Origin of the sequence: Methylopila sp. 73B (assembly GCF_000526315.1) — a bacterium.
In the GTDB taxonomy this organism is placed as follows: domain Bacteria; phylum Pseudomonadota; class Alphaproteobacteria; order Rhizobiales; family Methylopilaceae; genus Methylopila.
Genome location: NZ_JAFV01000001.1, coordinates 1,170,848 through 1,195,920 on the forward strand (window position 1 = coordinate 1,170,848; position 25,073 = coordinate 1,195,920).

General features: G+C 70.5%; 22 protein-coding genes. 4 read left to right on the forward strand and 18 right to left on the reverse strand.

From position 1 onward, the window contains the following. Positions 1-73 precede the first annotated feature (73 nt). From K244_RS0105665 to K244_RS0105735, 15 genes are all read right to left on the reverse strand, one after another. A complete protein-coding gene (locus K244_RS0105665) occupies positions 74-1,354 on the reverse strand; it encodes an amidase (protein WP_020185282.1) in 1,281 nt (426 codons plus the stop codon). 11 nt (positions 1,355-1,365) lie between these two features. After that, positions 1,366-2,532, reverse strand: a complete 1,167-nt coding sequence (lpxB, locus tag K244_RS0105670; RefSeq protein WP_020185283.1) for a lipid-A-disaccharide synthase — start codon at positions 2,530-2,532, stop codon at positions 1,366-1,368. After that, positions 2,529-3,371: a UDP-2,3-diacylglucosamine diphosphatase LpxI gene (gene lpxI, locus K244_RS0105675; RefSeq protein ID WP_020185284.1), complete on the reverse strand. Its 843-nt coding sequence runs from the start codon at positions 3,369-3,371 to the stop codon at positions 2,529-2,531. The genes lpxB and lpxI overlap by 4 nt, the downstream gene beginning before the upstream one ends. After that, positions 3,368-4,174, reverse strand: coding sequence for an acyl-ACP--UDP-N-acetylglucosamine O-acyltransferase (gene lpxA / locus K244_RS0105680; protein WP_020185285.1), 807 nt, complete (start codon positions 4,172-4,174; stop codon positions 3,368-3,370). The genes lpxI and lpxA overlap by 4 nt, the downstream gene beginning before the upstream one ends. 25 nt (positions 4,175-4,199) lie before the next feature. Beyond that, positions 4,200-4,682 carry a 3-hydroxyacyl-ACP dehydratase FabZ gene (gene fabZ / locus K244_RS0105685; RefSeq protein ID WP_020185286.1) on the reverse strand — a complete coding sequence of 161 codons (483 nt, stop codon included), beginning with the start codon at positions 4,680-4,682 and terminating at the stop codon, positions 4,200-4,202. Beyond that, positions 4,679-5,752 carry a UDP-3-O-(3-hydroxymyristoyl)glucosamine N-acyltransferase gene (gene lpxD, locus K244_RS0105690; protein WP_020185287.1) on the reverse strand — a complete coding sequence of 358 codons (1,074 nt, stop codon included), beginning with the start codon at positions 5,750-5,752 and terminating at the stop codon, positions 4,679-4,681. The genes fabZ and lpxD overlap by 4 nt, the downstream gene beginning before the upstream one ends. Positions 5,753-5,832: 80 nt before the next feature. Beyond that, positions 5,833-8,115, reverse strand: a complete 2,283-nt coding sequence (gene bamA / locus K244_RS0105695) for an outer membrane protein assembly factor BamA (RefSeq protein ID WP_346430347.1) — start codon at positions 8,113-8,115, stop codon at positions 5,833-5,835. 239 nt (positions 8,116-8,354) lie between these two features. Beyond that, entirely contained in the window at positions 8,355-9,503 is a 1,149-nt protein-coding gene (gene rseP / locus K244_RS0105700; protein WP_020185289.1) for an RIP metalloprotease RseP, read from the reverse strand. Positions 9,504-9,554: 51 nt separating this feature from the next. Continuing rightward, a complete protein-coding gene (gene dxr / locus K244_RS0105705; protein WP_020185290.1) occupies positions 9,555-10,748 on the reverse strand; it encodes a 1-deoxy-D-xylulose-5-phosphate reductoisomerase in 1,194 nt (397 codons plus the stop codon). 7 nt (positions 10,749-10,755) lie between these two features. Then, positions 10,756-11,580 (reverse strand): phosphatidate cytidylyltransferase, encoded by an 825-nt coding sequence (locus K244_RS0105710; RefSeq protein ID WP_245259743.1) that lies wholly within the window; start codon positions 11,578-11,580, stop codon positions 10,756-10,758. Positions 11,581-11,609: 29 nt separating this feature from the next. After that, complete coding sequence (locus K244_RS0105715) at positions 11,610-12,377, reverse strand: isoprenyl transferase (RefSeq protein WP_020185292.1); 768 nt, start codon at positions 12,375-12,377, stop codon at positions 11,610-11,612. A 63-nt stretch (positions 12,378-12,440) separates the two neighbouring features. Beyond that, the gene (frr, locus tag K244_RS0105720; RefSeq protein WP_020185293.1) at positions 12,441-13,001 is read right to left on the reverse strand and encodes a ribosome recycling factor; all 561 of its coding nucleotides are present in this window, start codon (positions 12,999-13,001) and stop codon (positions 12,441-12,443) included. Between the two features lie 40 nt (positions 13,002-13,041). Next, the gene (pyrH, locus tag K244_RS0105725) at positions 13,042-13,767 is read right to left on the reverse strand and encodes a UMP kinase (protein ID WP_020185294.1); all 726 of its coding nucleotides are present in this window, start codon (positions 13,765-13,767) and stop codon (positions 13,042-13,044) included. Between the two features lie 10 nt (positions 13,768-13,777). Beyond that, positions 13,778-14,704: a translation elongation factor Ts gene (tsf, locus tag K244_RS0105730; RefSeq protein ID WP_020185295.1), complete on the reverse strand. Its 927-nt coding sequence runs from the start codon at positions 14,702-14,704 to the stop codon at positions 13,778-13,780. Between the two features lie 104 nt (positions 14,705-14,808). Continuing rightward, positions 14,809-15,846, reverse strand: a complete 1,038-nt coding sequence (locus K244_RS0105735) for a 30S ribosomal protein S2 (protein WP_036305515.1) — start codon at positions 15,844-15,846, stop codon at positions 14,809-14,811. A gap of 313 nt (positions 15,847-16,159) precedes the next feature. Between K244_RS0105735 and K244_RS0105740 the strand changes: the two genes are divergently transcribed. Then, positions 16,160-17,302 carry a DUF2865 domain-containing protein gene (locus K244_RS0105740; RefSeq protein WP_020185297.1) on the forward strand — a complete coding sequence of 381 codons (1,143 nt, stop codon included), beginning with the start codon at positions 16,160-16,162 and terminating at the stop codon, positions 17,300-17,302. A gap of 374 nt (positions 17,303-17,676) precedes the next feature. Here the strand turns inward: K244_RS0105740 and parC are convergent, their stop codons facing one another. Further along, positions 17,677-19,920, reverse strand: a complete 2,244-nt coding sequence (parC, locus tag K244_RS0105745; RefSeq protein ID WP_020185298.1) for a DNA topoisomerase IV subunit A — start codon at positions 19,918-19,920, stop codon at positions 17,677-17,679. 153 nt (positions 19,921-20,073) lie between these two features. Between parC and K244_RS0105750 the strand changes: the two genes are divergently transcribed. Together K244_RS0105750 and K244_RS0105755 are read left to right on the forward strand one after the other, a co-directional pair. After that, complete coding sequence (locus K244_RS0105750; protein WP_020185299.1) at positions 20,074-20,991, forward strand: aldo/keto reductase; 918 nt, start codon at positions 20,074-20,076, stop codon at positions 20,989-20,991. 246 nt (positions 20,992-21,237) lie between these two features. Continuing rightward, positions 21,238-21,945 (forward strand): DUF6064 family protein, encoded by a 708-nt coding sequence (locus tag K244_RS0105755; RefSeq protein ID WP_020185300.1) that lies wholly within the window; start codon positions 21,238-21,240, stop codon positions 21,943-21,945. On the opposite strand, the gene recO is transcribed toward K244_RS0105755, so the two are convergent. Further along, on the reverse strand, positions 21,887-22,618 hold the full coding sequence (recO, locus tag K244_RS0105760; RefSeq protein WP_024816340.1) for a DNA repair protein RecO: 732 nt from the start codon (positions 22,616-22,618) through the stop codon (positions 21,887-21,889). The two genes, K244_RS0105755 and recO, sit on opposite strands and share 59 nt — an antisense overlap. A gap of 153 nt (positions 22,619-22,771) precedes the next feature. Further along, positions 22,772-23,143 (reverse strand): helix-turn-helix domain-containing protein, encoded by a 372-nt coding sequence (locus K244_RS0105765; protein WP_020185302.1) that lies wholly within the window; start codon positions 23,141-23,143, stop codon positions 22,772-22,774. Positions 23,144-23,253: 110 nt separating this feature from the next. Between K244_RS0105765 and K244_RS0105770 the strand changes: the two genes are divergently transcribed. Then, on the forward strand, positions 23,254-24,270 hold the full coding sequence (locus K244_RS0105770; RefSeq protein WP_020185303.1) for a zinc-binding alcohol dehydrogenase family protein: 1,017 nt from the start codon (positions 23,254-23,256) through the stop codon (positions 24,268-24,270). Positions 24,271-25,073: the final 803 nt, after the last annotated feature.

The following is a 25,073-nucleotide window of genomic DNA, read 5'->3' on the forward strand; positions in this document are numbered from 1 at the left end:
CTGCGCCGGGACCGTATGGCCCGCGCCTGTGGGCGTCCACGGCCCAGACGCCGCTCTCCGGCGGCTCGCGTCCTCAGCCGAGTGCCGGCCGTCCGACATGCAGCGGACACGCCTCGAGAAAGGCCTGCGCCGCCGCGAGCAGCGCCCTGTCCTCACCGAAGCGCCCCACGAGCTGCAGGCCAAGCGGGAGGCCCGCCGACGACATGCCCACGGGCAAGCTGAGCGCGGGAAAGCCGAGCGTCGTCCAGGGCACGCAGAATTGCGGGTCGCCGGTGTAGTCGAGTCCGAGCGGCGCTTCGCCCGTCGCGGGCACGGTGAGAAGCGCGTCATAGCCTTCGAGACGCTCGCCGACGCCCATGCGGAAGCCCTGCTGCGCCCCGACCGCCTCCTGGTGGGCGATCTCGGAGATCTCCTTGCCCGCGTCGACATAGGCGGCCATGGAGGCGCTCATCTTGTCGGGGAAGCGCGCGCGGAGCTCGCCGAACACGCGGGCGGCCTCGAAGCCCATCAGGGTGTCGGCGACGTGCAGCAGGCGCGGCAGCGCGTCCGTGAGGTCGATCGCCTCCACATGGGCGCCCGCCGCGCGGAGCCGCGCGCAGGCCTCGTCGAACAGCGCGACCTGCTCCGCGCTCGCGACGTCCGCCGGCGGCCGGAGCGCCGCGATCCGGAGAGCGCCGGGCGCGCCCACAACGTCGGCTGCGCCGGCGTCGGGCTTCAGCAGCGCGAAGGCCCCGGCCACGTCCTCGAGCGTGCGGGCAAACAGGCCGACGTGGTCGAGCGAGGGGCTCAACGGGTGGACGCCGTCGCGCGGAAGCTGACCGAAGCTCGGCTTGAAGCCGACCACCCCGCAGAACGCCGCCGGTCGGATGACGGAGCCGAAAGTCTGCGTGCCGAGCGCAAGCGTGACGAGGCCTGCGGCGACTGCGGCCGCCGATCCGCTCGACGATCCGCCCGGCGTGTGATCGAGCGCCCACGGGTTCCGCGTCGCTCCCGGGTGCCGCCAGGCGAACTCCGTGGTCACCGTCTTGCCCAACGCCGTCGCGCCGAGCGACTTGAGCTGCGCGACGATGGCGGCGTCCGCCGCCGGGCGGTGGCCCATGTAGATCGCCGAGCCGTAGTCCGTCGGCATGTCGGCGGTGTCGATCAGGTCCTTGACCCCGACCGTCACGCCCGCAAGCGGACCCTCGGTGAGCGCCGCCGGGGCCTGCTCGGGCAGATGCGCGAAGGCCCGGAGCTTGGGCTCGAGCGTGCGCGCGCGCTCCCACAGCGGCGTCACGAGCGCCTGCGCGCTCTCCCCCGCGGCAAGCGCCGCCTGGATCTCGGCGATCGATCGGGCGGTGACGTCGTCGGCCATGGCGCTCTCCTTCAGGTCGGGGTCGGTCGCTTGTCCGCCCAGGCGCGCAGCGTCACCTCCGCCGCGCGCTCGGAGGGGGATCCTTCCGGCAGCCGCATAAGGTCGTCAAGCCGGCTAAGCGCCTGCATTTGCGCGTGTCGCGCGGGCGTGTCATCGAGCAGCGGCGCAAGCGCCGCGGCGAGCTTGTCCGGCGTGGCGTCGCGATGGACCAGCTCGGGGATCGCGCGTTCGCCGAGGATCAGGTTCGGCAGCAGGATAAAGGGCGCCTCGATCTTGATGAAGGGCTCCAGCAGCGGCGCGAACCACTCTAGTCTGTAGGCCGCGGCCGTCGGGACGCCCGCGAGCGCAAGCTCCAGCGTCACCGTGCCGGAGGCCGCAAGCGCCGCCTGCGCCGCGCGGAAGGCCGCGAGCTTCTCGGTTTCGCCCGTGACGATCCGCGGGACGACCGGCCAGGAGGCGGCGAGACGCGCGATCTCCTCCGCCAGCCGCGGCGTGGTGGGGAGCGTCACCTCGATCGGGCGGTCGCCCAGCCGGGCGAGCGTCGCGCCGAAGAGGGGCATATGCCGATGAACGACGCCGGCCCGGCTGCCGGGAAGCGCCAGCACACGCAGCGGCCCGTCCGCTAGCGCCGGGCGTTCGCCTGCTTCGGGACGAAACTCGTCAAGCCGCTCGATCAGCGGGTGGCCGACATAGGTGCAGGCGGGGCCGCCCAGCCGCGCATGAGCGGCCGGCTCGAAGGGCAGCAGCGCGAGCACGTGGTCGACATAGGCCCGCATCTTGGCCGCGCGGCCCGGCCGCCAGGCCCAGACGCTTGGCGAGACGTAGTCGACGACGGTCAGATCGGGCAGCGCCGCCCGCGCCTTGCACGCCACGCGGTGCGTGAAGTCCGGGCTGTCGACGATGACGAGGATGTCCGGCGGCCGATCGATGATCGCCTGCGCCGTTTCGGAGATCCGCCGGAGCAGCGTCGGCAGCCGCGCGATCACGGGGCCGATGCCCATCACCGCGACGTCGTCCATGGGAAACAGCGTCGCGACGCCTTCCGCCTGCATGCGGGGACCTGCGACGCCGGAGAGCTCCAGATCGGGGATGCGGCCCCTGAGCGCCGCGGCGAGCTTAGCGCCGAGCGCGTCGCCCGAGGCCTCGCCCGCGACGATCGTGATCCGGCGCGGCGTCACGCCGCCTCGGCGACGGGCACGCCGGCCAGGAACAGGCCGAGCGCGTCCGCCTTGGCCGCGAGTTCGCCGCGGTCCGCGAGCAGCACCTGTCCGGCCGCGACGGCGACGCCGGCGAGCTGCGCCTCGGCCGCAAGCTCCAGCGTCCGCGCGCCGATCGCCGGCAGGTCCACCCGCAGATCCTGGCTGCGCTTCGGCGTCTTCACCAGTACGCCGCCCCGCCCGTCTCGGCGGAGCTTGCCGCCCTTGCTCAGCCGCGCCACGCGGCCGAGCATGCTGTCGGTGCCCTCCGCCGCCTCCACGGCGACGACGCGCCGGTCGATGGCGACGACGCCCTGGCCGACATCAAAGGGGCCCAGCGCCCGCAGCGCGCCGACCGCGAGCGCAATGTCCGCGACGTCCGCGGCGCTCGGCTGGCGCCGGCCGACAAGCCCGCGCGGCGCGGTCAGCTCCGGCGCGACCTCGTGGACGCCGCGCACGACGAATCCGCGGTCCTCCACGAACTTGATGACGCCGCGCAGCAGATGATCGTCGCCCCCGGCGAGGAGGCGGGTGATTTCAGGCAGGCTGCCGAGCCCGCCCATGTCGATTCTGAGGTCCTTCAGCGCCGGGCGCTGGACGGCGCCCACCAGCGCCACCTCGCGCACGCCGGCGCCTTCGAGCGAGCGGAACAGCTTGCCGATCTCGCCCATGCGGATCCACACGTGCGGGAAGCGCTCGACCTCCGCCGCCGCCGAGCCCTTGATCGCCGCGAGGAAGACCGGACGGCCGGAGCGCTGGATGAGGTCCGCGGCCTCGATCGGCAGGGTTCCCGAGCCGCAGATCAGGCCCACGGCGCTCACGCCGCGCGCGCCTCGCCGGAGCGCGGCGTGCAGATCGCCCGGTCTCCGCCGGCGGCGATGAAGGCCGTGACCTCCTGCACCAGTTCGTCGTCCGGATGGGCGGCCGCGACCTCCGCCGCCCGCGCCTTCAGCACGCCGGCCTCCGCGAACAGGTCCTTGTAGGCGCGCCGCAGCGCGTGGATGCCGTCGCGCTCGAACCCGCGGCGCTTGAGGCCGACGAGGTTGAGTCCTGCGAGATGGGCCCGGTTGCCGATCGCCATGCCGAACGGGATCAGGTCGTTCTCGAGCCCGGCGAGGCCGCCGAGGAAGGCGTGCGCGCCGATCCGCACGTATTGGTGCGCCGCTGATCCGCCGCCGAGGATGGCGAAATCGCCGATCATGACGTGGCCCGCCACCATGACGTTGTTCACGAGGATGACGTTGTTCCCGATGCGGCAATCGTGCGCCACGTGGGCCCCGGCGAGCAGCGCGCAGTCGTCGCCGATCTCCGTCACCATGGCGCCGCCTTCGGTGCCTGGGTTGATCGTGACGTTCTCGCGGATCAGGGCGTTGCGGCCGATGACCAGGCGGCTGGGCTCGCCGCGGTACTTCAGGTCCTGCGGCTGGTGGCCGACCGAGGCGAAGGGGAAGATCTGCGCCCCCTCCCCGATCACCGTGCGTCCGTCGACCGCGACGTGGGACCGCAGCACGGAGCCCGCGCCGATCTCCACGTGAGGGCCGATCGCGCAGAACGCGCCGACGACGACGTCGTCCGCCAGGCGCGCGCCTTCGGCGACGAAGGCGGTCGGATGAATGTCGGGCATCAGGTCTCCTTGCGGGGAGGAACGGTCACTTGTCGACGAGCATGGCCGAGACTTCGGCCTCGCAGACCAGCACGCCGTCGACCTTGGCCTCGCCGCGGAACCACCACATGTTCGCGCGCTTCTTGATCTGGGTCATGTGGTACTTCACCACGTCGCCCGGAACGACCGGCTTGCGGAACTTCGCCTTGTCGATCGTCATGAAATAGACGATGCGCGGCGAGGACGGCGCGGTGCGGGATGAGACGCACATGGCGCCCGCCGTCTGCGCCATGCCCTCGATCAGCAGCACGCCCGGCATCACCGGCGCGCCCGGAAAGTGCCCCTGGAAGTGCGGCTCGTTGAACGTCACGTTCTTGACGCCCACGCCCGACCGGTCGCCGTCGATGTCGACGATCCTGTCCACCAGCAGGAACGGGTAGCGGTGCGGCAGGTACGACAGGATGGTCTGGATGTCGGCGGCGCCCAGCGTCGTGGGCGCGCCGGCGGCGGGGGTGTCTGCGTCGGTCATTGCTCGGAACCTTCGGATGCGTCGCTCACGGGGCGCGTCCGCCCCTCCGACGCTATGCGCTTCAAAGTGGTGATTTCGCGGAACCAGTCCCGGACCGGCTTCGCAGGCGTGCCCCCCCACCGGGCGCCGGGCGGCACGTCTTCCCGCACGTTGCTCGAACCCGCGATCTGGGCGCCCATGCCGATGCGGACGTGGCCCACCACGCCGACATGGCCGCCGAGCACGACGAAATCCTCCAGCGTGACGCTGCCCGAGATCCCGACCTGCGAAACGATCACGCAATGCCGCCCGATCACCACGTTGTGGGCGATCTGGACGAGGTTGTCGATCTTGCTGCCTTCGCCGATCACCGTGTCGCGGTTGGCGCCGCGGTCGATCGTGGTGTTGGCCCCGATCTCGACGTCGTCCTGGATCACCACGCGTCCGATCTGCGGCACCTTCACGTGGCCGCCGGGACCCATGGCGAAGCCGAACCCGTCCTGCCCAACGCGCGCGCCCTGGTGGAGGATCACGCGGTCGCCGACGAGCGCATGCACGATCGTGGCGCCCGGCCCAACGGTGCTGTCCCGTCCGATCCGCACCTCGGGCCCGATCACGGCGTTGGCGCAGATGACCGCGCCGCGGCCGATCTCGGCGCGGGGACCGACGACCGCGCCGGGGTCAATCGTCACGTCGGCCTCCAGCCGCGCGTCGGGATGCACCACAGCGCCCGGCGCGACGCCCTGCCCGAAGATCGGCAGCGGGCGCGCCGCCTGAGGGTAGAGCGCCGCCGCGACGCGGGCGAAGGCGCGGTAGGGCTCGGGCGACACCAGCACGAGGGCGTTCGCCGGCGCGCGATCGCGAAACTTCGGCGCGAGCAGGCAGGCGCCGGCGCGACTGGCGGCCAGGGAGGCGGCATAGGCGGGGTTGTCGAGGAAGGTCAGGTCGTGCGGGCCGGCGGCGTCGATCGGCCCGACGCCGGTGATGCCGAGCCCCTCGCCCGCGCCCGACGCGACGGTCGCCCCCGTGATCGCCAATAGGCGATCGAGGCCGAGCGGTTCGGGCGAAGAGAAAAAGCGCGGTTCGATCATGAGGCCTGCGTCAAGACGCGAAAACGGGCGGCGAATGAGTCCGCCGCCCGTTTACGGGATTTCGAGCGCCTTCGGAAGGCTTAGAAGCGCGTGCCGCCCGAGAACCGGAAGAACTGGGTCTCGTCGTACTTTTCCTTGCTCAGCACGTGGGCGAAGTCGAAGCGGATCGGCCCAAGCGGCGACGTCCACAGCAGCGAGGCGCCGACGGAGGAGCGGATCTTAGAGCCGCCGGTGTCGTCGACCGGGATCCCCTCGTACGACTTGATTCCCTTATAGTCGAACACCGTACCGGCGTCGGCGAATACTGCGCCCTTCAGGCCGATCTCCTTCGGAAGGCCGAAGATCGGGAACTGAACTTCGGCCGAACCGCCGAAGTAGGTCGTGCCGCCCAACGGATCCTCATTCGGGCTACCGAGATCGCGCGGACCGAAGCCCTGCGGCTCGAAGCCACGCACGAGATCAGGGCCGCCGGAGAAGTGGTCGAGCACGCGGAGATCGTCACTGCCGAAAGCCGCAATGTGGCCGGCCTGCCCGCGAAGCATGCCGATGAAGTTTTCGTTCCAGATCGGATGATAGTACCGCCCGTCGAAGGTTCCGCGAACGAACTTCACGTCGCCGCCAAGGCCCGCCACGTCACCCTTGAGCTCAAGGTACAGGCCCTGCGTCGGGTCGCGCGGCACGTCGAGCGTGTTGTAGATCAGCGAGAGACCCGCGAGCGAAGTCCACGTCTTGCCCTCGGCCTCAAGAAGAGCCACGGACGCGCGATCGTCGCCCGACTCGTAGCGAGAGGGCACGCTCAGATCCTGCTGGTAGAGCTGGTAGCGCGTGCCCACCGAGAAGTCGTCGGTGATCGCGAAGCCGAAGCGCACGCCGCCGCCGTAGGTGTCGATCTTGTAGGACGAGTAGTCGGTCTCGTCCCGCTCCTTGGCGTAGAGGTCGATGCCGGCCGAGATGCGCTGGCCGAGGAAGTACGGCTCGGTGAACGAGAAGTCGAAGCCTTGCACGTTCTGGCCGAGCTGCGCCGCGATGCGGGCGTACTGGCCGCGGCCGAGGAAGTTGCGCTCGCCGAGCGCAACCTCGCCGATGACGCCGTCGGAGGTCGAGTAGCCGCCGGCCACCGAGAACTCGCCGGTCGGCTGATCCTCGACATCAACGTTCACGATCACGCGGTCGGGCGCGGAGCCAGGCTCGGTCGACATGCGGACGGTCTTGAAGAAGCCGAGCGCTTTCAGGCGCCGCTCCGCGCGGTCGATGAAGATCTGGTTGTAGGCGTCGCCCTCGCCGATGTCGAACTCGCGGCGCACGACGTAGTCGCGGGTGCGGGTGTTGCCGCGCACGTTGATGCGCTCGACGTAGACGCGCGCGCCTTCCTCCACCACGTAGGTGAGATTGATGGTGCGGGCCTCGAGGTTGCGGTCGGCGCGCGGGCGGACCTGCGCGAAGGCGTAGCCGCGGCTGGCCAGATCGAGCGACACCGCTTCAACCGACTTGTCCACGTCCTGCGAGCTGTAGGTCGAGCCCTCGGACGACACCACCTTGCCGCGCAGGGTCGAGGCGTCGACTTCGGCGACGCTCGACTCCACGTTCACGGCGCCGAACCGGTAGGGCTGGCCTTCGTCGACCACGATGTTGATGATGAAGGCGTTCTTCGTCTTGTCGAGATCGGCGCGCGCGGAAACCACGCGGAAGTCGGCATAGCCGTGGTTCAGGTAGAACCGGCGGATGAGCTCGAGGTCGGCGTTGATGCGATCAGGATCGTAGACGTCGGAGGTCTTGATCCAGCTCAGCCAGTTCGACTCGGTGGTCGTCATCTGGTCGCGCAGCGTGCCGTCGGAATAGGCCTGGTTGCCTTCGAACTCGATCGAGGAGATCGAGGTCTTGCCGCCTTCGTTGATCTCGAACACGAGATCGACGCGGCCGTTCGGCTGGGCGATCGTCTTCGCCTCGACGGTCGCCTCGTAGCGGCCGGACCGACGGTAGATTTCGGAAATGCGCTGGGTGTCGGCCTGGACCAGCGCCGGGTTGAACGGACCGCGCGCCTTGGACTGAATCTCGGCGGTCAGCACGGCGTCCTTCACCTTCGAGTTGCCCTCGAACGCGACGCGGTTGATGACCTGGTTCTCGTTCACGCTGACGACGATGCCGCCGCCCGACCGTGTGACGCGCACATCCGAGAACAGGCCGCTTGCGTAAAGGCCACGGATGCCTTCGTCGATCTTCGCCTGATCGAGCGGGCCGCCGGTGAAGTAGGAGCGCACCGTCTCCGCGTCGACGCGCTGGTTGCCGCGCACCGTGATGCTGCTGGCGCGCTGCGCCTGCGCTTCGGTGACGCTGGCCATCCAGAAGCCCGTGCCGGCGGCCACGGCGCCGACGGCGACCGAGGATGCGACTGCAAGGCGCCCGACTACTCGAACCATACGCTTCATGGGGTGACGGGCCCTCGTGCCGTTGAACGGACGTTCGCAACCCTGAAAGCCCAAAGGATTCCCGGGTGCGACGCCGATCGCTTCTATCGAACTTTTACGCACGTGCAAACTCGCTACTCGACACAGGTTCGACGTTTCACAGGCGCCGTTGCGGCACAGACACGCCCAATTGGATTTCAGCCTAAAGATGAAAGATGAACGATGTCGTTCCACGTCGCGAAGATCATCAGCATCAGCACGAAGGCGAGGCCGACGCGCATTCCCATCTCCTGCGCGCGCGCGCCGAGCGGCCGCCCGCGCAGCGCCTCGACGGCGTAGAACAGCAGGTGGCCGCCGTCGAGCATCGGAATCGGCAGCAGGTTCAACAGCCCGATCGACACCGAAAGGATCGCGGCAAGGTTGATCAGCGCGACGAAGCCGAGCGTCGCGACGTCGCCTGACGTCTTGGCGATCCGGATCGGGCCGCCGATCTGGTCGGTCGATTCCCGGCCGATCACCATGCGGCCCAGATAACGGCCGGTGTGCTCGACGACGAACCACGTCTCCTTCGCGCCCTCGGTCACCGCCTCGATCGGGCCGAAGGTCTCGTAGCGGACGTTGCCGGGCGTGGTGGAGCGGGTGACGCCCAGCACGCCCACGCGCTGCTTGTTGCCGAAGTTGTCGGTCAGCTCGCGCTGGCGCGGCGTCGCGGTGAGGGAGAGTTCGCTCGCCCCGCGCTCGACCGTCAGCTTGAGCGGCCGCTCGGCGTTGACGCTCACGATGCGCTGCATGTCGCTGAACGAGCGAATCTTCTGGCCGTCGATCGCGGTCACGAGGTCGCCCGCGACGAGGCCAGCCTCCGAGGCGGCGCTCCCCGGCTCCACCTGATCGACCAAGGCGTCGGTCGCAGGGCGCCCGACCGTCATGAAGACGCAGGCGAAGATGACGATCGCGAGCAAGAAGTTCGCGATCGGCCCCGCGGCCACAATGGCGGCGCGGGCGGGCAGCGGCGCGAAGAAGAAGCTGCCGCGGCGCTCGTCCGGCGTCATGCGCTCGAGCGCGTCGACGTCCGGGGCGCTCGCCGCGTTCTCGTCGCCGGCGAAGCGCACGTAGCCGCCGAGGGGAATCGCCGCGAGGCGCCAGCGCGTGCCGCGCCGGTCGTTGAAGCCCACGATCTCCGGGCCGAACCCGAGCGAGAAGGCGAGCACCTTCACCCCGGTCCAGCGCGCGACCAGGAAATGGCCGAGCTCGTGAAAAAAGATGACGAGCGTCAGCACGAACAGGAAGGGAATGATGTAGCCGAGCGTGGCCGAGCCCGCGCCGAGCATCTCGTTCAGAAACGTCATCGGATCCCCTAGACCCCGACCCGCGCCGTGACCGCGCGCGCCCCTGCCCCTTTAGTGCGCCCGAAGGCGGGCTTCTGGCAAGCGCCCCGACGCGAGGCCGCGACTCTCGATGTCGAGGTCGATGGCTTCGGCGATGGTCTCCGGCGCCGCGGTCAGCCCGTGCCGATCCGCGGCCTCGAGCGCGTCCTCCACGAGCCGGGGGATGTCGCCGAAGCCGATCTCGCGGGCGAGAAAAGCCGCGACAGCCACTTCGTTCGCGGCGTTGAGCACGGTCGCGGCGGCGCCCCCGGCCGCCAGCGCCTCGCGCGCCAGACGGAGCGCGGGGAATCGACCCACGTCCGGAGCCTCGAAGGTAAGGCTTCCGATGCGGGCGAGGTCGAGCCGGGCGGCCGGCGTCGTGAGCCTCTGGGGGTGGCCGAGAGCGTGCGCGATCGGAACCCGCATGTCGGGCGCCGCGAGGCCCGCGGTCACCGCGCCGTCGCGGAAGGTGACGAGGCCGTGGATCACCGACTGCGGGTGGACGACCACGTCGAGCCGTTCGGCGTCGATCGCGAACAGGTGGTGGGCTTCGATCAGCTCCAGGCCCTTGTTCATTAGGGTCGCGGAATCGATCGTGATCTTGGCGCCCATGGACCAGGTGGGGTGGCGCAGCGCGTCCTCGGGGCGCGCGCGGGCGATGCGCTCCGCCTCCCAGGTGCGGAACGGACCGCCCGAGGCCGTCAGCGTCATGCGCTCGACGTCGTCGACATCTTGGCCGCCGAGGGCCTGCAGCAGAGCGTTGTGCTCGCTGTCGACCGGCAGCAGCGTCGCGCCGGCGGCCGCGACCTCGCGCATGAAGGCCGCTCCGGCGCAGACGAGGCATTCCTTGGTGGCGAGCGCGACCGCGCCGCCCTGCCGCACCGCCGCGATGGTGGGGGCCAGCCCCGCCGCGCCGGAGATCGCGGCCATGGTCCAGTCGACGGGGAGCCCCGCGGCCTCGACAGCGGCCTCGGCGCCTGCAGACGTCGCGACGCCGGAACCTTCAAGCGCCGCCGCCAGCGCCGGCCCCGCGGAGGCGTCGGCGACGACCGCGCGCCGCGCGTTGAGCCTTCGGGCCACAGCCGCGAGCCCGGCCGCGTCGCTGTTCGCGACGACCGCCTCGACCGCGAACAGCGCCGCATGGCGTTCAAGCAGGTCGACCGTCGCGAGCCCGACGGAGCCGGTGGCGCCGAGCACCGTGACCCTACGCCGGGGCGCGGCGGTCATACGCGGCTCACCATCGCAGCAGCCCCTGCGCCGCGCCGTCGAAGCCGCCGCGGGCCAGACCCACGAGGGCTGCGAACGTCGCCGCGACGAGGAAGCCGTCCATGCGGTCCATCAGCCCGCCATGGCCGGGAATGATCCGGCCGGAATCCTTGGCGCCGAAGCGGCGCTTCATCGCGGATTCGAACAGGTCGCCGATCACCGTCGCGACCGTCGCGAGAAAGCCGAGCACGACCAGAGGGCCGAGCGTCTCGACGCCGCCGAGGCGCGCCACCAGGAGGCTCGCGCTGGTTCCGATGACGGCGCCGCCGATCGCGCCGGACCAGGTCTTTTTCGGCGACAGCGCCGGCGCGAGCTTCGGCCCGCCCAGCGTGCGGCCGGTCGCGAAGGCGCCGATGTCCGCCCCCCAGACCGCCGCGAACAGCCAGAGCGTGGCGAGCAGGCCGTCGGATGGATCCTGCCGGAGCAGGATGACGCCGAGGAAGGTCGCGGCTCCATAGAGCGCGGCGACGCCCGCCAGATAAGACGGGCGCGCCGCGAACGCCGCGGCGAGACCCCCGAGGACGATCAGCGGCAGGGTCAGTCCGTAATCGAACAGCAGCAGGCTGCCGACGCTGAACAGCGCGCCGGCGGCGCCGAGCGTGACCGCGACGATGGCCGCGGCGTTGCGGCGCGCTTTCGGACCCGGCGTCGCGAGCCAGGCCCATTCGACGCCGACCGCGACGCCGATCAGGGTCCAGAACAGGCCGAAGAGCGGGCCGCCGAGCCAGGCCACCGCCAGCGCCGCCGCCGCCATGACGGCGCCTGAGGCGATCCTGAGAACGAGTTCCGACAAGCGCCTCGGGCCCGGAGCGACGGCGACGTTCACGCGCCCACCCGCGCGGCGCGGCCGCCGTAGCGGCGCTCGCGCGACCGGAAGCTCGCGATCGCCGCGTCGAACGCCGCCCGGTCGAAATCGGGCCAATGCTGCGGCAGGAACACGTACTCGGAATAGGCCGACTGCCAGAGCAGGAAGTTCGAGATCCGCTGCTCGCCGCTGGTGCGGATGACGAGGTCGGGGTCCGGGATGTCGGCGGTGTGGAGATTCGCGGCGATCGTCTGCAGGTCGATCGACGTCGGATCGAGCGCGCCCGCGCGCGCGGCCTCGGCGATCCGGCGCACGGCGGCGACGATCTCCTGCCGGCCGCCATAGTTGAAGGCCACCACAAGCGTCAGCCCGTCGTTCGTCCGGGTGAGCCCTTCCGCCTCGTCGAGCAGGCCGGCGATGTCCGGGGCGAGGCCCGTCCGCTCGCCGATGACCCGCACGCGGACGTTGGAGCGGTGCAGCTCGGAGAGGTCGCGGCGCACGAACAGGCGCAGCAGGTTCATGAGGTCGGAGACCTCGTCCTCGGGGCGCGACCAGTTTTCGGAGGAGAAGCTGTAGAGCGTGAGGTAGCGGACGCCGAGCTCGCCGGCGGAACGCACCGCCTTGCGGAGCGCCTCGACGCCGCGGCGATGGCCTTCGGCGCGCGGCAGGCCGCGGGCGGCGGCCCAGCGCCCGTTGCCGTCCATGATGATCGCGACGTGGCGTGGGGCGCCGGCGCCCTCATCGGCTGCCGCCGCTTCGGTCCATCTGGGCAAATCGGTCGACATGATCGCGCTCGGCGCCCGGATCGTTCGAGGAAAAACGACGACGCGCTCTCGCGGCGCGCGACGTCAGACCTGCATGATGTCTTTTTCCTTCGCCGCCACCGCCTGGTCCACCTCGACGATGGCTGCGTCGGTCGCCTTCTGCACCTGATCGGCGAAGCGGACCTGATCGTCCTCGCTGATGTCGCCGTCCTTCTCCGCCTTCTTCAGCGTGTCCAGGCCGTCGCGGCGCACGTGGCGCACGGCGACGCGGGAGGCCTCGGCGTATTTGTGCGCGACCTTCACGAGCTCCTTGCGGCGCTCGGCGTTGAGCTCCGGCAGCGGGATGCGCAGCAGCTGGCCCTCGCCGATCGGGTTGAGGCCGAGGTTGGCCTCCCGGATCGCCTTCTCGACCGCGCCGGTCATGGAGCGGTCCCACACCTGCACGTTCAGCATGCGCGCCTCGGGCACGCTGACCGTCGCGACCTGGTTGAGCGGCATCTCGGCGCCGTAGGCGACGACCACCACCGGATCGAGGAGGCTTGAGGAGGCGCGGCCGGTGCGCAGGCCCGCGAGGTCGCTCTTGAGCGAGGCCACGGCGCCCTGCATGCGGCGCTTGATGTCGTCGAGGTCGAAGGATCCGGACATGGGATGAAGGTCCTTGAGGTTCGGGCGGTTCGTCCGCCTCTCAGCTCGCCACGGTGGTGGCGCGTCCTTCGCCGCACACGACCGCCGAGATCGACCCGGGCTCGTGGATGGAGAAGACGATTACCGGAAGCGCGTTCTCGCGCGCAAGCGCGAAGGCCGCGGCGTCCATGACCTTGAGGTCCCGGTGCAGGACGTCGTCGTGGGTCAGGCGGTCGAACCGGGTCGCCGTCGGGTCCTTCTTCGGATCGGCGCTGTAGATGCCGTCGACCTGCGTGGCCTTCAGCAGCGCCTCGCAGCCGGTCTCGATCGCGCGCAGCGCCGCCGCGGTGTCGGTCGTGAAGAAGGGGTTGCCGGTCCCGGCGGCGAACACCACCACCCGGCCCCGGTCGAGATGGGCAAGCGCGCGTGGCCGCGTGTAGGTCTCGCACACCGCCGGCATGTCGAGCGCCGAGAGCACGCGGGCCTGGGTGCCCTGACGGGTGATCGCGGCCGACAGCGCGAGGCCGTTCATCACGGTCGCGAGCATGCCCATGTAGTCGCCGGTCGCCCGGTCGACGCCCTGGGACGACACCTGCACGCCGCGGAAGATGTTGCCCCCGCCGACGACCACCGCGACCTCCACTCCGAGGGAGTGGGTGGCGGCGATGTCGGCGGCGATGCGGTCGACGGTCGGCTGGTGCAGGCCGAAGGCGTCGGGACCCATCAAAGCCTCTCCCGAGACCTTGACGAGCACCCGTTTGTAGATCGGCTCCGGCCGCCCCGTCATCGCGCGGGCGTCAGCGCGTGCCGGCCGCCGCGGCGACCTCGGCCGCGAAGTCGTTCTCTTCCTTCTCGACGCCCTCGCCCAGCGCCAGACGGACGAAGCCCGTCAGCTTGATCGGCGCGCCGGCGTCGGCCTCGGCCGCCTTGACGGCCTGCGCGACGGTCTTGGAGCCGTCGTGCACGAAGGGCTGCTCGAGGAGCGTGTTCTCCTTGTAGAAGGTCTTCACGCCGTTCTCGACGATCTTCTCGATAACGTTCTCGGGCTTGCCGCCCTCGCGGGCCTTGTCGGCCAGAACGGCGCGCTCGCGCTCCACGATGGCGGGATCGATCGAGGCCGCGTCGAGGCCCTGCGGGTTGGTCGCCGCGACATGCATCGCGATCTGCCGGCCGAGCGCCGTCAGCACATCGGCCTTGCCTTCGGATTCGAGCGCCACGAGCACGGCGATCTTGCCGAGGTTCGGGGCCACCTGGCCATGCACATAGCCGCCGATCACGCCCTGCGAGACCGACAGCTCGGCCGCGCGGCGGAGCGTCATGTTCTCGCCGATCCGAGCGATGGTCGACTGAATCTTCTCCGCGACCGTGCCGCCGCCGGGGTAACCCGCAGCTTCGATCGTGGAGACGTCCGCGCCGGCGGTCAGCGCGACGGTCGCGACGGTCGAGACCATCTCCTGGAACTCGACGTTGCGCGCAACGAAGTCGGTCTCGGCGTTCACCTCGACCGCGACGCCCTTGGAGCCGTCGACGGCGAGAGCGACGAGACCCTCGGCCGCGACGCGGCCGGCCTTCTTCGCGGCCTTGGCGAGGCCCTTCTTGCGCAGCCAGTCGAACGCCGCCTCGATGTCGCCTTCGACCTCGGAGAGCGCGTTCTTGCAGTCCATCATGCCGGCGCCGGTCTTCTCGCGAAGCTCCTTCACCATGGCTGCGGTGATGTTGGCCATGTCATCCTCTGAAACGTGCGCCGCCCTGCGAAGGGCGGCGAAGATTAGGGTCAGGCGAGGCCCGCGGGATCACGAGGACCCGCGGGCGTTCTGAAGCTTGGGCGTTACGCGGCGAGGCCGGCGAGCAGCTCGCGGGCCTGCGCGACCCAGCCCTCGCGGTCGAAGCGACCGTTGAGCTTCAGGTCGGCGTCGGCCTTGGCCACGTCGGTCGGGTTCATCGCGGCGATCTGCCAGTAGTGATAGACGCCGTACTCGTTCAGCTTCTGCTCGAGCTGCGGGCCGACGCCGGAGAGCTTCGCAAGATCGTCGGGCGCGCCACGCGGGGCGGCGAGCAGCTCGAACGCCTCGACCGCGACTTCGATCTCTTCGACCGCGGCCGCGGGGGCCTCCTCGGCTGGCAGCTCCTCGACGAGCGGCTCTTCCTGGGCGCCGAGGTCGACGCCGAGGTCGCCCTGGCCGCGGCCGATGCCGTCAAGGGCGGCGCGGGCGATCAGGTCGCCGTAGAGCGCCAGCGCGCGGCCGGCGTCGTCGTTGCCCGGGATCGGATAGGTGATGCCCTCGGGGTCCGAGTTGGTGTCGAGGATGGCCGCGACCGGAATGCCGAGGCGACGAGCCTCCTGCACCGCGATCTGCTCCTTGTTGGTGTCGATCACGAAGATCAGGTTCGGCAGGCCGCCCATGTCCTTGATGCCGCCGAGCGTCTTCTCGAGCTTGTCGCGCTCGCGCGACAGCGTCAGACGCTCCTTCTTGGTGAAGCCCTGGGCTTCGCCGGAGAGCATCTCTTCGAGCTTGCGGAGACGCTGGATCGAGCCGGAGATGGTCTTCCAGTTCGTCAGCATGCCGCCGAGCCACCGGGCGTTCACGAAGTACTGCGCCGACCGACGGGCCGAATCCGCGACCACCTCGGCCGCCTGGCGCTTGGTGCCGACGATGAGCACGCGGCCGCCGCCGGCGACGACGTCGGACACGGCCTGCAGCGCGCGGTGCAGCAGCGGCACGGTCTGCGCGAGGTCGATGATGTGGATGTTGTTGCGCGCGCCGAAGATATAGGGCGCCATCTTCGGGTTCCAGCGGTGAGCCTGGTGGCCGAAGTGCACGCCCGCCTCGAGCAGCTGGCGCATGGTGAAGTCAGGAGCAGCCATCGTCTTAAATCCGTCTTTCCGGTTGCCTCCGCGGGCGATCGCCGGAGCTCGATCGTCGAGCCCGGCGCCGGTGCGGCTTGGTTATCGCCGCTGAAGCCCGCGTGTGGGATGGCGCGGCTTATAGGCGCAAACCCCCGGCGAAGGCAAGACGGCGGCCGGTCGAGCGCGCGCCGCGCCGCGGGGCGCCGGCCATGCGCCGTCCTCACTTCGGTCTCATTCCGCCGCCTCTGTGCGGAGCCGTTGCGACGGGGTATGTACGTCCGGGGTCGACGCTCTCGGCGCCAATCCCGTCGAGTCGCCGGAAAGGATGCGCATGAGGTCGAGTTTCGTCACGCTCGCGGCTGTCGCTTTGACGCTGGCGGCGGCGATCGGAGACGCGCGGGCCCAGCAGGGCTCCGACCAGTGCCTGCGCCTGGAGGCGCAGCTCGCCGCGGTCGACCGCGGCGGCGCGCGCCGGCCGGACCCTCGCGCCATCGAGCGCGACTTCAACCGTCAGCGCTACGAGCTCGACCGCACCAAGGCCTACGCCCGCGGCCTCGGCTGCGGCCGCGGCTTCCTGTTCTCGTCGCCGCCGGCCGAGTGCGCCGACATCGAGCGGCGCATGGGGCAGATGGAGACGAACCTCGACAAGCTCGAGGCCCAGCTCGCCCAGGCCCAGCAAGGTGGCGGCGTGGACCCGCGCCGGCGCGACCTGCTGTTCGCCCTCGCCCGGAATCAGTGCGGCCCGCAGTACCGGCTCGTCGAGCGCAAGATCGAGCGCGAGCCGCAGCAGCGCCAGGGCTTCTTCTCCATGCTGTTCGGCGGCGGCGGCTCGGACGGGCCGCGCGAAGAGACCGTGGTCGAGCCCGAGATGGACCCGCAGTCCACGCCGCGGGTCTCGACCTACCGGACCGTGTGCGTGCGCACCTGCGACGGCTTCTTCTTCCCGATCTCGTTCCAGACGACCCGCAACGCCTTCGAGCGCGACGACGCGATCTGCCGCGCCACCTGCCCGGGGACCGAAGCCAAGCTCTATTCCTATCCGAATCCCGGCGGGGCGATGGAGCAGGCGTCGAGCGTCGACGGCGAGGCCTACGCCAAGCTCCAGAACGCCTTCCGCTACCGCAAGGAATTCGTCGCCGGTTGCTCCTGCCGTCCCGAGGGCATGAGCTGGGCCGAGGCGCTCGCCGGCGTCGAGGACAAGACCGTGAAGAAGGGCGACATCGTCGTCGACGAACAGAAGGCGCTGGAGCTGTCGCGGCCCCAGGGCGCGGGCCAGCCCAAGCCGCCGGCCCCGACCGCCCAGGCGCGGCCGAGCCGCCCGGAGCAGCTGCGGCCGCCGGCCGAGCCCGCCCCAGCGCAGGAGCCCGCGCCCGAGGCGACGCCGCGCCGGAACTCGGACGACGTCATCATCCTCGACGATCCGCTGAACCGCGGCGCCCCCATCGAGCGCCGCCCGCTCAGCCAGCCGAACTGAGGCTCCGGCTGACGCAAGCCTTCGCTCCTGTCCGACCAAGGTGGGATGCGTAAGCTCGCAGCTTTATGTTCGGAACCACGCCGTCGCTCCGGGCGAAGTCCCGGAGCCCATCATCCCGCCGGCGGCAGTATGAGCGCGCGCGAACTGAGGACCGCCGCGGATATGGGTTCCGGCATTCCGCTTCGCTGCAGCCGGAACGACGCGCGGACCCACGTAGAGTCTTGCCGCGTCTCCCCCGTCACGGTCCGGCTTGACCGGACCATCCACCTTAAACGTGAAGCTCGACGTCGACGATGGGTCCTCCGGTCAAGCCGGAGGACGACGGCGGCGCTTTACGGGCGAGGACCGGCATCGGCGGCCGACGCCGCAGCGCCCTACCCGCCAAACGTGTTCGACGCCGGGAAGCCGCGGGGCGGGAGACGCCCGCTTTCCGCGCGGTGGCCCAGCCAGTCGCGCAGCTCCTCGCCCTTCAGCGACCAGGTCTTGCCGCCGTTGGTGACGAAGGAGAAGCCGTCCGCGAGCGTGAACACCTTCACGTCAGACAGATCACCGTCCTTGTAGCGCTGCAGCCGGACGCCGCGGCCGCGGGCCATCTCGGCGACCTGCGCGAGCGGGAACAGCAGCAGCTTCCGGTTCTGGCCGACCACCGCGACCGTGTCGCCGTCGGCCGGCGCGAAGCGCACGACGCGCGTGGCGCCCTCGAGATTGGCGACCTGGCGGCCCTTGCGGGTGGAGGAGATGAGCTGGTCGTCCGAGACCAGGAAGCCACGGGCGTCGCTGGTCGCGACCAGCCGCTTCGCGCCGGGCCGCGCGGCGAAGACGTCGATGACGTCGGAGCCCTCGTCAATGTCGACCATCAGGCGGACCGGCTCGCCCGCCCCGCGCCCGCCGGGCAGCTTCGCGGCGTCGAGCGTGAAGGCCTTGCCGTTCGAGGTCACCACCAGAAGCTTCGCGGTGGTCTCGGTGTGGAACGACAGCTTGAGCGCGTCGTCGGCCTTGAAGGTGAGGCCGGACACGTCCGCGACGTGGCCCTTCAGGGCGCGGATCCAGCCCTTCTGCGAGACCACGACGGTGACCGGCTCGCGCTCCACGAAGGCGTCGGCGACGTCGGCGGCGGTCGCCGAGGGCGGCGCCTCGAATGTGGTGCGCCGCTTGCCGAGCGGCGTGTCCGGCCCGAAGCTCTTCGCGAGTCCGTCGAGCTCCTTGCCCACCCGCTTCCACTGCCTGGCCTCGGAGCCCAGCAGCGCGCGCAGGTCGTCGCCCTCCTTCGTCAGCTTGTCGTGCTCGCGGCGGATCTCGATCTCCTCGAGCTTCGCCAGCGACCTGAGCCGCATGTTGAGGATGGCCTCGGCCTGCGTGTCGGTCAGCGTGAACGCCGCGATCAGATCGGCCTTCGGGTCGTCCGCCTGACGGACGATGCGGATCACCTCGTCGATGTTGAGGAAGGCGATCAGCAGGCCTTCGAGGATCTCGAGGCGCCGGACGATGGCGTCGAGCCGGTGCTGCGCCCGGCGCTGGATCACCTCGCGGCGATGGTCGAGCCAGTGCTTGAGCACGTCCTTGAGGCCGAGCACCATCGGCGTCTGGCCGCGCACCAGCACGTTCATGTTGATCGGGATGCGGCTCTCGAGCTCCGTCAGGCGGAACACCGATTCCATCATCACGATCGGATCGACGGTGCGGACCCGCGGCTCCAAGACCAGCCGGACGTCCTCGGTCGACTCGTCGCGTACGTCGACGACCAGCGGCAGCTTGCGGTCGTTGATCAGCTCGGCGATGCGCTCGACCAAGCGACTCTTGGGGACGAGCCAGGGAATCTCGGTGACGACCGCGACCCAGGTCCCGCGGCCGAGGTCCTCGACCGCCCAGCGCGCGCGGGTGCGGAAGCCGCCGCGGCCGGTTCGGTAGGCCTCGGCGATGCCGCCGGGCCCGTCGATGATCACGCCGCCGGTCGGGAAGTCCGGCCCCTTCACGTGGACCAGCAGATCGTCGGTGGTGGCGTCGGGGTTGGCGAGCAGCGCCCGCGAGGCCTCGACCAGCTCGGCCACGTTGTGCGGCGGAATCGAGGTCGCCATGCCGACCGCGATGCCCTGGCTGCCGTTCGCGAGCAGATTTGGGAAGGCGCCGGGGAGGACGATCGGCTCCTTCTCGGTGCCATCGTAGGTCGCGCGGTAGTCGACCGCGTCCTCGTCGAGCCCGTCCAGCAGCAGGCGCGCGACCTCGGTCAGCCGCGCCTCGGTGTAGCGCATGGCCGCGGCGTTATCGCCGTCGATGTTGCCGAAGTTGCCCTGCCCCTCCACCAGCGGCCAGCGCTGGGCGAAGTCCTGCGCGAGGCGCACCAGCGCGTCGTAGACCGACTGGTCGCCGTGGGGGTGATACTTGCCGATCGTGTCGCCGACCACGCGGGCGCATTTCTTGAACGCCGCGCCGGGGTCGAGCTTCAGCTCGCGCATCGCCCAAAGCACGCGCCGGTGCACGGGCTTCAGCCCGTCGCGGACGTCGGGCAGCGCGCGCTGGGTGATGGTCGAGAGCGCGTAGGCGAGGTAGCGCTCCTCGAGGGCGGAGCGCAGCTCGATGGGAAGCACGCCGTCGCTGGGCGGGACTTTAAGTTCGCTCATCGTTCTCACCTACTCGCAGGGCCGATTCGGAGCAAGAAGCGCTTGGGGATAAGCCCCGCTCGCGCGCGCCGATGTCGCGCTTTCGTGTCAGGCGGCCCGTCGCCGGCCAGCGGCGCGGCCCCACCTATCCCAGCACGACAGACGGAGGGCGACATGCCGACGACACTCGACCGCCGAACGGTCGCCGCGGGCCTTCTCGCCGGCGGGGCCGCAGCCGTCCTTCCCCGCGCCGCGCGGGCCCAGGCGCCGGCGCCGCTGGCGAAAACGATCCCCTCCACGGAGGAGAAGATCCCCGCGGTCGGCCTCGGCACCTGGATCACCTTCAACGTCGGGGACGACGCCGATCTCCGGAAGGACTGCGTCGCCGTGATGGCCGCGTTCTTCGAGGCCGGCGGGCGGATGATCGACTCCTCGCCCATGTACGGCTCCGCGCAGGCGGTGGTCGGAGCCGGGCTGAAGGCGCTCGGAAATCCAAAGCCGCTGTTCTCAGCCGAGAAGGTCTGGACCTCCTCCGGCGGGCCGACCCAGATCGAGACGACTCGCAAGCTCTGGGGCGTGCCGCGGTTCGACCTGCTGCAGGTCCACAACCTCCTGAACTGGGAGGCCCATCTCGACACGCTGTTCGCGATGAAGGACGCGGGGACGCTGCGCTACGTCGGGGTCACCACCTCGGAGGGCCGCCGCCACGGCGAGCTCGAGAAGATCATGGCCGCGAAGCCGCTTGACTTCGTGCAGCTCACCTACAACCCGGTCGACCGCGAGGCGGAGCAGCGCCTGCTGCCGCTCGCCCGGGAGCGGGGGATCGCCGTGATCGTCAACCGCCCGTTCCAGCAGGGCGACCTCACGGCGCGGCTCGAGGGTCAACCGCTCCCTGGCCTTGCGGAGCCGCTCGGCGCGACGAGCTGGGCGCAGCTCATCCTCAAGTTCATCGTCTCGCATCCCGCGGTCACCTCGGCGATTCCCGCCACGTCCCGCGTCGACCACGTCCGCGAGAACCTCGCCGCCGCCGCGGGCCCGCTGCCGGACGAACCGACGCGGGAGAAAATCGCGGCCGCGATCGCGAAGCTTTGAGGCCTTTGAGGTGGTGCGTGCTTCGAGACGCCCGCCGAAACGGCGGGCTCCTCAGCATGAGGAGGTTTGAGGGGCCGCCCGCAGATCTAGGGAACCTTCGGCCCCGAGACCTCAGGCGCGGGATCTGTCCCTCAGAACCTCCTCATGCTGAGGAGCTGACCGCAGGTCGGCGTCTCGAAGCACGCACTGCCTCCTCGGACGAGCGCCTTCGCCCCAAGACGAACCTGAAATGAGAAGGGACACCTGATGTCGGAATGGTGGACGTACCGGCCGTCCGACTTCCTGCTGTTCGCGCCGCGGACCTACTACCGGCTGCTCGAACACTACGGCGCCGGCCTGTGGCCTTGGCAGGTCGCGGCGCTGGCCGCGGGCCTCGCGCTGCTGGCCGCCGCGCGTCGGGGGCGCACGGGCGAACTCCGCCTCGGCCTCGCGCTCCTTGGCGCCGGCTGGATCGCGGCGGCGTGGTTCTTCCTCTGGGGGCGCCTCGCGTCGATCGCCTGGTCGGCGGGCTACGCGGCGCCGGTTTTCGTGGCCCAGGGCGCGCTGATGATCCTCCTCGCGGCGATCCCCCTCTCTGCTGTGGCCCCCTCGAAGCCGCAGCGCCTCGGAGCGTCTGCGCTGCTGGCGACCGCCCTCGCCTATCCCTTGCTGGCGCCGGCCATGGGCCGGCCGTGGGCGGCGGCGGAGGTCCTGTTGCTGTTCCCCGACCCGACCGTGATCGCCACCCTCGGCCTACTCCCGCTGTTGCCGGCTGGGCGGCGGGCGGCGCTGATGATCGCGCCGCTGGGGTGGTGCGCGTTTCATGGCATGACGCTGTGGACCATGGGCGCGCCGGAAGCCGCCGTTCTTCTCGGCGCGGCCGTCGTCGCGCTGCTGCTTCCGCTCGCCGTGAGACTCAGGCGGCCGCGCGACCGAGCAGCGCGAGATAGGCCGCCCGCGAGTCCGGCGGCTTGATCCCTCTCGGCTCCCACACCCGCGCGTTGAGAAAGTGCCCCGTGATCTCAAAGCCCGCCGCCACGTCCTGCGGCGTGGGCGAGGCGTTGGGGCCGGAGCCGAGCAGGAACGGCGGAAGCTTGAAGAGCTTGTCGGCGTAAGGGCCGCCGGCCGCGCGGCTCACCGCCCGGCCGGACTTCGGCGACACGTAGATCAGGTCCTCGGCGCCTCCCGTCGCCGCGCAGGCGGACAGGTCGAGCCCGAAGCCGAGTTCGGCCAGCATGGCGACCTCCAGCTTCACGATCAGCGCCGGCGCCACCGCCGGGTTATCGAGGTTTTCGGCGACGATCTCCGCGATCTCGTAGAGCGCCTCGTGCGAATCCCGCTCGGGCAGCAGCCGCAAGAGCTGGCCGAGATGACCGACGCCGTGGAGGGCGTCCGCCCGCGCCATCAGCCGCCCCGCGCGCCCCGCGAGCGGCTCCACCGCGAAGGCGCCGAGGTGATCGTCGAGGCGGGCCCGCCAAGTGACGGAGACGCTGTTGCCGGGCTGAAGCGTCGCCTGCAGCCGGCGCGAGCGCCCTCCCCGCACCAGCCCGAGATGCCGGCCATGGGCGCGCGTGAACAGCTCCAGCACCACGCTGGTCTCGCCGTGGCGGCGAAGCCCCAAGATCAGGCCGTCATCGGTCCATTGCATGGCGGGCAAGATGGCGCAGGCGAGGTCAAACGTCACGTTCGCGAGACGGGGGGGCCTGGGGGGTTGCGCCGCAGCGCGCGCTTCGGTCGAATGGCGAGCCGTCATGCCCGCGCCTTCGCCGATGGTCCCAAGAAGGCGGACTAAGCGAAGGCGCTAAGCCGCCTCGCCCGCACCGATGGTCTTGCCCGCGGCCTCGCCCGCATTCGCGTCGCCCCAGGCCTTGAGCGCGGAAATGACCGGCTCCAGCGTCCGGCCGCGCTCCGTCAGACTGTACTCGACCTTGGGCGGCACCTCGGCGAAGACCTTGCGGGCGACGAAGCCGTCCGCCTCCAGCTCGCGCAGCTGCGTCGTCAGCATGCGCGGGGTCACGCTCGGCAGCCGGCGGCGGATCTCGTTGAAGCGCAGCGTGCCCGTGAGCAGGTGATAGAGGATCACGCCCTTCCACTTGCCGTCGATGAACTGCAGCGTCGCCTCGACCGCGCAGCCGGGCGAACAGTCGAGCCGGTCGTGGCGAACCCGGGCCATCTCGGTATCCTTCTCGACACTATGGGCGCATCATGTGCGTTCTTGCGCCCTTCGCACATAAGGCTCATCTCGGCGGCACGCAAATTGACGCCAACCGGAGATCCCCCGCCATGCGCGCCATCGGATTCGACGCCCCCCGCCCCATCGACGCCGCCGACGCGCTGGTCGACATCACCCTGCCCGACCCCGTCCCGTCAGGCCGCGACATCCTCGTCGAGGTGCGCGCCGTCTCGGTGAACCCGGTCGACACCAAGGTGCGGAGGTCGGCGACCCCGCCCGCAGGCGAGCCGCGCGTGCCGGGCTACGACGCGGCCGGCGTCGTCCGCGCGGTCGGGCCGGACGCCACGCAGTTCAAGGCCGGAGACGAGGTGTTCTACGCCGGCGCGCTGGAGCGGCCGGGCACCAACGCCGAGCTGCATCTGGTGGACGAGCGGATCGTCGGCGCAAAGCCCGCCTCGCTCTCCTTCGGCGAGGCCGCGGCGCTGCCGCTCACCACCATCACCGCGTGGGAAGCGCTGTTCGACCGGCTGGACGTGGCGAAGCCCGTGCCCGGCGCAGCGCGGGCGCTCCTCATCATCGGCGGCGCGGGTGGCGTCGGCTCGATCGCGATCCAGCTCGCCCGGCGGATGACCGACCTCACCGTGATCGCCACCGCTTCGCGTCCGGAGACGCAGGCCTGGGTTCGGGAGCTCGGGGCGCACTACGTGATCGACCACCGCCAGCCCTTGGCGGACCAGGTCGCCGCGCTCGGCGTCGGCCAGCCGGCCTTCGTGTTCTCCACCACCAACACCGCGGACCATCTCGCCGAGATCGTCCAGCTCATCGCGCCGCAGGGCCGTTTCGCGCTGATCGACGACCCCGCCGCGCTCGACGTCAACCCGTTCAAGCGCAAGAGCGTCTCGGTGCACTGGGAGTTCATGTTCACCCGCTCGATGTTCGGCACGGCCGACATCGCGGCGCAGGGCGCGCTGCTGAACGAGGCTTCCCGCCTGGTCGACGCCGGAGAGATCCGCACCACCGCAAGCGAGGCCTTCGGCCCGATCACCGCCGCGAACCTGACGCGCGCCCACGCGCTCATCGAAAGCGGCGCGGCCAAGGGCAAGGTGGTGCTGGAGGGCTGGGGCTGAGGCGGGGGCGCTCCGCGCCGTCCCGCTCGGATAAGGTCGGCTCCACGGCTTCGTGATCGCGATGGTTGCAGATTGACTGCGCCGTCATGCCCGCGTCTTCGCGGGTATCCACGACTTGGGCGTCGAACTCGACGTTCCCAGAAAGTCGTGGATGCCCGGCTCCGCCGGGCATGACGGCAACTCCCGCAGAAGCGACCATGCTCCAAGAGCCGACGCCGCATAGAGACTGGCAGTCTCGTGAGCGGATAACGCCCATTCAAGAAATTCCGCCGAGGCTCGCGTCGCGTCGGCACGTCACGCTCACACGCGGGAACGAATAAAAAACGCAATTGAAAATCTGATTTAGTTCCTATAATATGCCTTTCATCCTATTTTAGGGAGGCAGGCATGAAATCCACCGCCCGGCTGCGTTGGGACGACCGTTCGGCGCCGACCCGCTGGCGCCAGGCCGGCGCTCGTCTCCACACGATACTTGCGCGTTTCTGCGGCTCGCGTTCAAAGCCGGCTTCGACCCCAACCAACCGCGCGCGCCCGCGGGCCAGGCCGACGGCGGTCAATGGACCGACGGCGGCGGATCGTTCCAAGTCGCCCAGAACGCGCCACGCGGCGGAGGACGGGGGCGATCGAGCGGCGGAGGGCGCCGGTCCGATGCAACTCCGGCCCAGCAGACGCGGCTCGACGTCTCCAGAGCGTTGGCCGACGCCGCACGGGTGCGGGCCAAGGATCCAACTTGGCGTCCCCGCCCAGGCGCCTATGAGACAGTCGAAGGGGAGATAGCGAACAATCAGGCGATCCAGCGCGAG

Bases quoted from the DNA above. Each gene is read 5' to 3' on its own strand.
- K244_RS0105665 (WP_020185282.1), bottom strand. From the start codon at position 1,354: ATGGCCGACGACGTCACCGCCCGATCGATCGCCGAGATCCAGGCGGCG.
- lpxA (WP_020185285.1), bottom strand. From the start codon at position 4,174: ATGCCCGACATTCATCCGACCGCCTTCGTCGCCGAAGGCGCGCGCCTG.
- fabZ (WP_020185286.1), bottom strand. From the start codon at position 4,682: ATGACCGACGCAGACACCCCCGCCGCCGGCGCGCCCACGACGCTGGGC.
- lpxD (WP_020185287.1), bottom strand. From the start codon at position 5,752: ATGATCGAACCGCGCTTTTTCTCTTCGCCCGAACCGCTCGGCCTCGAT.
- rseP (WP_020185289.1), bottom strand. From the start codon at position 9,503: ATGACGTTTCTGAACGAGATGCTCGGCGCGGGCTCGGCCACGCTCGGC.
- dxr (WP_020185290.1), bottom strand. From the start codon at position 10,748: ATGACCGCCGCGCCCCGGCGTAGGGTCACGGTGCTCGGCGCCACCGGC.
- K244_RS0105715 (WP_020185292.1), bottom strand. From the start codon at position 12,377: ATGTCGACCGATTTGCCCAGATGGACCGAAGCGGCGGCAGCCGATGAG.
- frr (WP_020185293.1), bottom strand. From the start codon at position 13,001: ATGTCCGGATCCTTCGACCTCGACGACATCAAGCGCCGCATGCAGGGC.
- pyrH (WP_020185294.1), bottom strand. From the start codon at position 13,767: ATGACGGGGCGGCCGGAGCCGATCTACAAACGGGTGCTCGTCAAGGTC.
- tsf (WP_020185295.1), bottom strand. From the start codon at position 14,704: ATGGCCAACATCACCGCAGCCATGGTGAAGGAGCTTCGCGAGAAGACC.
- K244_RS0105735 (WP_036305515.1), bottom strand. From the start codon at position 15,846: ATGGCTGCTCCTGACTTCACCATGCGCCAGCTGCTCGAGGCGGGCGTG.
- K244_RS0105740 (WP_020185297.1), top strand. From the start codon at position 16,160: ATGAGGTCGAGTTTCGTCACGCTCGCGGCTGTCGCTTTGACGCTGGCG.
- parC (WP_020185298.1), bottom strand. From the start codon at position 19,920: ATGAGCGAACTTAAAGTCCCGCCCAGCGACGGCGTGCTTCCCATCGAG.
- K244_RS0105750 (WP_020185299.1), top strand. From the start codon at position 20,074: ATGCCGACGACACTCGACCGCCGAACGGTCGCCGCGGGCCTTCTCGCC.
- K244_RS0105755 (WP_020185300.1), top strand. From the start codon at position 21,238: ATGTCGGAATGGTGGACGTACCGGCCGTCCGACTTCCTGCTGTTCGCG.
- recO (WP_024816340.1), bottom strand. From the start codon at position 22,618: ATGCAATGGACCGATGACGGCCTGATCTTGGGGCTTCGCCGCCACGGC.
- K244_RS0105765 (WP_020185302.1), bottom strand. From the start codon at position 23,143: ATGGCCCGGGTTCGCCACGACCGGCTCGACTGTTCGCCCGGCTGCGCG.
- K244_RS0105770 (WP_020185303.1), top strand. From the start codon at position 23,254: ATGCGCGCCATCGGATTCGACGCCCCCCGCCCCATCGACGCCGCCGAC.